Source organism: candidate division WOR-3 bacterium (assembly GCA_039804025.1).
In the GTDB taxonomy this organism is placed as follows: Bacteria; Hydrothermota; Hydrothermia; order Hydrothermales; family JAJRUZ01; genus JBCNVI01.
This window is the reverse complement of record JBDRZP010000046.1, coordinates 1-6,576: the sequence shown is the minus strand read 5'-3', so window position 1 is coordinate 6,576 and position 6,576 is coordinate 1. Positions and strand designations below refer to the sequence as shown.

8 protein-coding genes are annotated in these 6,576 nt (G+C 28.2%); all 8 read left to right on the top strand.

All coding sequences use genetic code 11. From position 1 onward, the window contains the following. Positions 1-348 (top strand): Holliday junction resolvase-like protein (locus ABIN73_10325; GenBank protein ID MEO0270120.1); only part of this gene is annotated, 348 nt, incomplete at its 5' end. Further along, positions 345-1,106 (top strand): CRISPR-associated endoribonuclease Cas6, encoded by a 762-nt coding sequence (cas6, locus tag ABIN73_10320; protein ID MEO0270119.1) that lies wholly within the window; start codon positions 345-347, stop codon positions 1,104-1,106. The genes ABIN73_10325 and cas6, both read left to right, overlap by 4 nt. 45 nt (positions 1,107-1,151) lie before the next feature. Further along, positions 1,152-1,454 carry a hypothetical protein gene (locus tag ABIN73_10315; GenBank protein MEO0270118.1) on the top strand — a complete coding sequence of 101 codons (303 nt, stop codon included), beginning with the start codon at positions 1,152-1,154 and terminating at the stop codon, positions 1,452-1,454. Further along, complete coding sequence (gene cas7i, locus ABIN73_10310) at positions 1,447-2,382, top strand: type I-B CRISPR-associated protein Cas7/Cst2/DevR (GenBank protein MEO0270117.1); 936 nt, start codon at positions 1,447-1,449, stop codon at positions 2,380-2,382. Before ABIN73_10315 ends, cas7i begins: the two co-directional genes overlap by 8 nt. A gap of 9 nt (positions 2,383-2,391) precedes the next feature. Beyond that, positions 2,392-3,060, top strand: a complete 669-nt coding sequence (cas5, locus tag ABIN73_10305) for a CRISPR-associated protein Cas5 (GenBank protein MEO0270116.1) — start codon at positions 2,392-2,394, stop codon at positions 3,058-3,060. Then, positions 3,048-5,171 (top strand): CRISPR-associated helicase Cas3', encoded by a 2,124-nt coding sequence (gene cas3 / locus ABIN73_10300; protein ID MEO0270115.1) that lies wholly within the window; start codon positions 3,048-3,050, stop codon positions 5,169-5,171. The genes cas5 and cas3 overlap by 13 nt, the downstream gene beginning before the upstream one ends. Then, entirely contained in the window at positions 5,168-6,157 is a 990-nt protein-coding gene (locus ABIN73_10295; protein MEO0270114.1) for a hypothetical protein, read from the top strand. Before cas3 ends, ABIN73_10295 begins: the two co-directional genes overlap by 4 nt. After that, positions 6,084-6,576, top strand: a 493-nt coding sequence (locus ABIN73_10290) for a Dna2/Cas4 domain-containing protein (protein MEO0270113.1), incomplete at its 3' end; no start/stop codon positions are given. The genes ABIN73_10295 and ABIN73_10290, both read left to right, overlap by 74 nt.

Sequence of the window (6,576 nt, the reverse complement as noted above, 5' to 3'; positions counted from 1 at the left end):
ACAGAAAAGTTTAAAGAAAAGAATATTAATGCTATTGATGCTGTTTATTTAGGAGAACCAATAGATTTTATTGTTTTTGATGGTTGGAAATCTGGGGAAATAAAAAGAATAGTTTTTGTTGAAGTAAAAGCTGGAGAAGCAGCAAAATTAACAAAAACAGAAAATGATATAAAAGAAATTGTTAATAAAAAAGAAAAAATAGAGTTTGAGGAAATAGATTTTACAAAAGAAAAGCTTGTTAGTGAAGCAAAAATAAAAGAAGTTTTGGAATCTAGTACAGAAAGCATTGAGATAAAAAATAAAATAATAAAAGAAATTAAAGAAGAGGAATTGAAAAAATTTATATGAGATTGCTTTTGAATTTAAAAGCTTTAAACGATTGCCAATATGATTTAAAATATTTTCATAAATTGCAAGGATTTATTTATAGCTTGCTTAAAGGAACTCAGTATGATATTTTGCATGATAAAAAGGGATACAAATTTTTTTGTTTTTCTAATGTTTTTCCTATTGGTGAAATTAAAGCTGGAAATAAAAGAAATTTATTAATATCTTCTCCAGACAAATTTTTTATAAAAATTTTAGAGGAAAAATTAAAAAATTTATCAGATAATAAAAAAGCAATTAATATTGGTGAAATGCTTTTTGAAATAGAAAATATTTTGATAATAAAAACAAAATTGAAAAAAGCTTGTAAGCTAATTTCTGCAACTCCAATTGTTATTAGAATTCCTGAAAAAAATTATGAAAAATATAATATACCAAAAGAATTTAGAAAGAAAAGATATGCTTATTGGCGTTCTATTTTTTCTTTTGAAGCTTTTGTTAAGCAATTAGAGGAAAATTTGTTTAAAAAATATAGCGAATTTTATAAAACTAATATTGAAAGCTTTTCTTTGTTTGAGCAGTTTAAATTTAAAAAAGAAGTTTGTAATCATGTTATTATTAAAGGAAAAGAGTATAAAGTTATAGGAAGCATATGGGAATTTATGTTTAGTTATTTTGATAATGAGCAAAAAAAGATTTTAGAGTTTGGAATTGATTGTGGATTTGGTGAAAGAAATAGTTTAGGATTTGGGTTTATGAATGTGATGTTAGCAGGCTAGGTTAATTTAAATAAATTTAAATATTTGTGCTAAAAAAATAATATTATGTTCGATGAAATTTGGAGTTGGGCTTATAGAACTGGTATGATAATAAAAGAAAGGGATGAAAAGCTTTTAAGAATGTTAATTTTCGATATTCGCGGAGAGGAAACACCAGGTAGATTTTTAGAGAAATTATCAAATAGGTTATGTGAATATAGAACAAATAAAAATATAGGTTTAGATGTTTCTATTAAATCGGATTTGTTTAAAGTAAAGTGGCATGGAGATAAATTTTATCATATGAAGGCTGCAATTATGGCAGGTTTAACAGATGCTTTATCTGTAAGGAGTAGGGAAAATGAGTAAGGTTGTGCAAATATCTATAGTTGGAAAGGTTCACGGTAATGTAAATGCAGATGAAGTAATAGGTACAAGAATTACTTTGAAAAAAATGTATTCTTCAGCAGGAGAAGTTTTACCATTTGTTTCAGCAAGAGCTATAAAGTTTGCAATAAGGAAAGCTTTACGCGAAAAGGGATTGCCAGTAGATCCTCTACGTGTAAATCCAGAAGCAACAGAAACATTAAGACTTAGTGATAGTGCTAGACCTAACGAGTTTATAGACAACGATATCTTTGGCTATATGCGAACTTTAGGAGAAAAAGGAGCATTGAAAAGACAGGCACCCATAGCTTTATCCTATTTTAAGGCGTTAAAGGATACTCCAATAAAAGCAGAGTTCGCAGCAAGATTTCCCAGGTCATGGGGTGAAGAAGAAAGTCCAGCACCTTTTGAAATAGAGGTAGCGGAGTTTATTGGAAAAATAAATTGCATCATGTATGATTATATCGGTAATTTTACTTTAGATAGAAAAGTAGCTAAAAGTATTAAAAATAATGAAGAAGCGAAGAAATTTTTAGAAGAAGTACCTGAAAGTATAACTAATGAAGAAAGAAAGGAAAGAATAAAAGCTTTTTGTGAAGTATTTCTTACACCTTTATATGTTCTTTCCCGTGCTACAAATTCTTTGAATATTCCAGAATATATAGCTGGCTTAGTTGTGCTCTCAGAAAAAGGACCGCTTCCAGTTTTTCAATATCTAGATTATGACTTTGAGAAAAATGAATTAGATATAGAGAGCTTAAAGAGAATGGTGGAAAGAAATGAAATAAGGGAGAATATGAAAAAAATTTTCCTAATAGATTACAAAGGAAAAATAAACGAAATACCAAGTGGAATAGTAAAAGTAACTAGTGTAAATCAAGTTATTAGTGAGATAGTTGAATTCCTCTAGGTTGGCATAATGAAAGCAATTGTAGTGAGAATAGCATTTTTTGAAGCATTTTTTAAAGTACATTATACTAAAACATCTAGATTAACGTATCCTATACCATTACCAACTAGTGTAGCTGGAATTTTTGGTAGTATGTTAGGTTTATCTAGGAGAGATGCTTCTCAAAGATTTAAAGAATATTTTTTTGGTGCATCCCTAGTTAATGGAGATAATTATCGCGAAGCAAGAGAAAATGCAACATACATTCTTCATAAAAAGACAAGAGGAAAAGGTGTTGAGAATATTCATATAATTAACGAACCTACCTACTTTATTTCTATTGCTGGAGAGGATTTAAATGAAATTTATACTAAACTGAAGAAAAATATAGAATATCTACCTTTCGGTGGGCAAAATGATTTCTTTGTAAAAGATTGGGAAGTTGTAAAGTATAAAGATACAAGTGTTTCAACAGAAATTTCAAATTATTTACCATTAGATTGGTTTCAACCACTTCAAGATGTTCGTTTCGAAATATTACCAGTAATGCATAAACTTTCTCCAAATCCAGATTTTGTTTTTATTTTGGATGGAAAAGGGAAATCTCAAGAAAAGATTTTGGTTTGTGAGTTTGAAGGGAAAAATATAGGTCTTTATAAACTAGAGGGTTTTTATTGCGTCGGAGAATGGTCTATATAAATTGGGAATCTCAATTAGAAAAAGAGAGCCATCCAAACAAGTGTTTATATTGTCATGTTGATGAGGTTAAAAGAATTTTTAATAGGTTTGTAAATTTTTTTGGTTTTTCAAAGTCATCGAAAGCTTATAAAATCATAGAAAAGGTAATAGAATATCATGATACAGGCAAGCTAAATCCTGTCTGGAATTTTAATTCAAATATTTCTCATTCGAATTATTCATGTAAATATTTCGAGGAAGCAATAGAAAAAGAAGGTAGAAGGCCTACTGAAGAGGATGCTTTAGTATTGTTCTTAATTTTAAAACATCATGGCTTACTTAAACCAATTACGAAATATAAAGAATATGAAAAAGTTGTAGAAAGCTTTAAAGTAGGTACTTTAAGAAGTTGGTTTTTTTCTAATTTCTCGAGGGATGATAGAATAGAATTGGCAGATTTATATGGAATATTTAAAATTGCTGATTGTTTATCAGCATCCAATTCCACTTTCATACCAGAATCTCCTTTGGTTGATTATAGTGAGTTAAAAAATTTTTTACCAAATGTTAAAAGAAGAAAAGAGCAAGAGGAAATTCAGAAAATAAAAAGAATAGGTTTTCTTAAAGCTCCAACTGGATGGGGGAAAACTAAAGCTTCCTTACTTTATTTATTGGGAAAAGAAAATATTAGGAAATGTTTTCTTATCTTTCCAACTATTACGGCTATTAATGAACTGTATGTAGATTTTAAAAAGTTGTTTGGAGATAAAATTGCTAAATATTTTTATTTTTATGATGTTGAAGTATATGAAGTGCTTGAAGAAAGAGAGGCACAATTTAAGACATTTTTGTCTAAATACTTTCTTAAACCGTTTATTATAACTACTATTGATCAGATTTTACTATCTTTTTTACAAATAGGAAGCTATCATATGAGGCGAGTGATGTTTAAAAATGCAGCAATAATTCTAGATGAAATACATTTGCTTAATGAAAGAATGTTATACATTCTTTTACATTTTCTCAAGCTTTACTGGAATACTTATAATCTTCACATACTATTCATGTCTGCTACATTTTCAGATGCACTTTCTCAAGCTATTAAAGAATTTTTACCATTAGAAATAAGTAAAAATATAGTTGAAATTAATAAATTGGAAAAATATAAAGAACTAAAAAGAATTAAGGTTAAGTTAAGATTGAATGAACACATTGATAATGCTATTGAAGAAATAGTAAAAAAAGGTAAAGAGAAAAGAGTTCTTGTAATAGTAAATACTGTTGAAGCTGCTGTAGCTATTAAGCAAAAATTAGAAGAATATGAAGATGTAACATCAATTCTTTTACATGGTAGGTTTATGTATTATTCGCGAAAAAAGAAAGAGGATGTTGTTAAAAAATTTAAAGATTCATTAAAACCACATGTTTTAGTTTCTACGCAAGTTTGTGAAGTTTCTCTTGACATTTCATATGATTATCTTTATACAGAACTAGCACCTTTTCCTTCTCTTATTCAAAGATTTGGACGCGTTAATAGAAGCGGTGAGGAAGCAATTGAAGATAATGTTTTCATTTTTAGACCAAAAATTAAAGATGAAGAAAAGTATCCTTATGAAAAAGAAAAATTAGATGAGGCGGAAAATTGTTTGAAGAAAGTTGAAGATTTAAAAAGCGAATGGGAATTGGTTCAAGCTTTTAATGATTTAGAAAGTAAAGAGAAATTAGAACAAAATCTTAAGAAAGCCGAACGCGATATTAACTTAGCCAGGTTCGAAGGTGTAACTGGATTGTTCTTTTCACCAGATTTGGAAGAAAATGAAATTAGAAGAATATTAGCATATAGAGAAGAGTTTACAACGCTTATTATACCTTATAGAGATTTGATTGTGGGTAATAAAGCTAATAAGATTAGGAGTGAAATAGATAACGTCCTTACTAAATTAAGTGAAAAAAGTGATTTAAAGTTATATGCAAGATTGAAGGGATTTGCAGTAAATGTACCTTTTTTTGTTGTATTAAAAGGAAGTGTTGAGAAAGATAAAGGAATACCAATTGTAAAAGAAACAAAAGATTTTGTTTATGATACAAAGTATGGATTTATTAATGAAAAGCTATTAAAAAATTTAATATGAAGTGGAGGAAAGAAATAAGGGATTTCGTATTTTGGAAAGAGAATAATGTATTTTTGGTAAATGTTAATTATCTTTTTTCTATAGCGAATTGGTTTCCTAATTTTTTTCCTAGAAATCCAATAAAGGGGTTTGGAAAGGAAAGATATCAGCTTCGAATGGAAATAGAGAATGAAATTGAGGAAGAGAAAAGAAGAGAAAAATTTATAGAATTATTAGAGTGCTTGGCCAAACAAATAAGTGAAGAGGGATATTCTTCGTTACTTTATCCAACTATGATAACAGAACCTAACTTGTTTCTAGGGAGCGAAAAATTACCAGAAGAGGAAGAAATATGGAAGACTATTTATTTAATTTATTGCTACTCTTTAAAAATAGGAAATTCTATTATAACTTTTGATAATATTTCAGAAGAAAGTAAGCAAAAATTTTGGCGATTACTTATTAGCGAGAGGATTGTAACACAAAATTTTAATCTTGCTCCTGTTAAAAATACGCTTAAAGTTCGTCTGAATTTTAATGATAAGTTTTTTGTAACACTCTCTTTACTAGCTTATTGGGTTAAAAAGTTTAGTGAAAATGAGGAAAGTTCTTCTCAAGATTTTTGGTCAGAATTTATTTCTAAATTGGGATGGTCACATGTTTCTTCTTTGATAATTTTTGCTAGAGAAAGAAGTGGCAAAGGCAAATCTACCTATTACATCTTTCCACGTTTTTCAAAAATTATTTTTAAGTGGTTTGATTCGGATATGAGCTTACTTAGGTTTTTGAATTCTCTTACTAATATAAGAGGTATAAGTGAAGAAAAATTGAAGTTGATTAGAAAAGAAAGGGAAAAATTGATTTACAACTTGTTTAAGTACAATGAGATAAATGGGGAGTTACTTTCTTCTTGTGTTAGTCTAAAAATTTCCTATGAGCTTAAAGCAAAAAAAGAACGAGTTAGAGGATTTGACAGAGCAAAAGACTTTTTCTACAAGCTCAGATGAAATAATAGAAGAAAAAGCTTTATTTACAGGAGTTCAAATAAATTATTTTATCCATTGTAAAACACAGCTTTGGTATTTTTCTCACTATGTTACACAGGAGCATGAATCAGAGCTAGTAATTTTAGGTAAGATATTACATGAGATTGCATTTAAAGATATAGAGAAAGATATACTTATAGAGAAAATCTCTATAGATTTTATTAAAAAAGGAGATAAAGTTATTCTTCATGATGTTAAAAAATCTGACAAATTTCAAGAAGCTCACTATTATCAAATGCTTTACTATCTTTATTATCTCAAGCATGAAAAAGGTATTGAAAATGTAGAAGGAATAATTAATTATCCATCAAAAAGGAAAATTGTTGAAGTTAAGCTAACTCCTGAAAAAGAAATTGAATTACAAAAAATTTTTCAAGAAA

Excerpts from the sequence above, each read along its gene's own strand:
- ABIN73_10295 (MEO0270114.1), top strand. The coding sequence starts at position 5,168 with ATGAAGTGGAGGAAAGAAATAAGGGATTTCGTATTTTGGAAAGAGAAT.
- cas3 (MEO0270115.1), top strand. The coding sequence starts at position 3,048 with ATGGTCTATATAAATTGGGAATCTCAATTAGAAAAAGAGAGCCATCCA.
- cas5 (MEO0270116.1), top strand. The coding sequence starts at position 2,392 with ATGAAAGCAATTGTAGTGAGAATAGCATTTTTTGAAGCATTTTTTAAA.
- cas7i (MEO0270117.1), top strand. The coding sequence starts at position 1,447 with ATGAGTAAGGTTGTGCAAATATCTATAGTTGGAAAGGTTCACGGTAAT.
- cas6 (MEO0270119.1), top strand. The coding sequence starts at position 345 with ATGAGATTGCTTTTGAATTTAAAAGCTTTAAACGATTGCCAATATGAT.
- ABIN73_10315 (MEO0270118.1), top strand. The coding sequence starts at position 1,152 with ATGTTCGATGAAATTTGGAGTTGGGCTTATAGAACTGGTATGATAATA.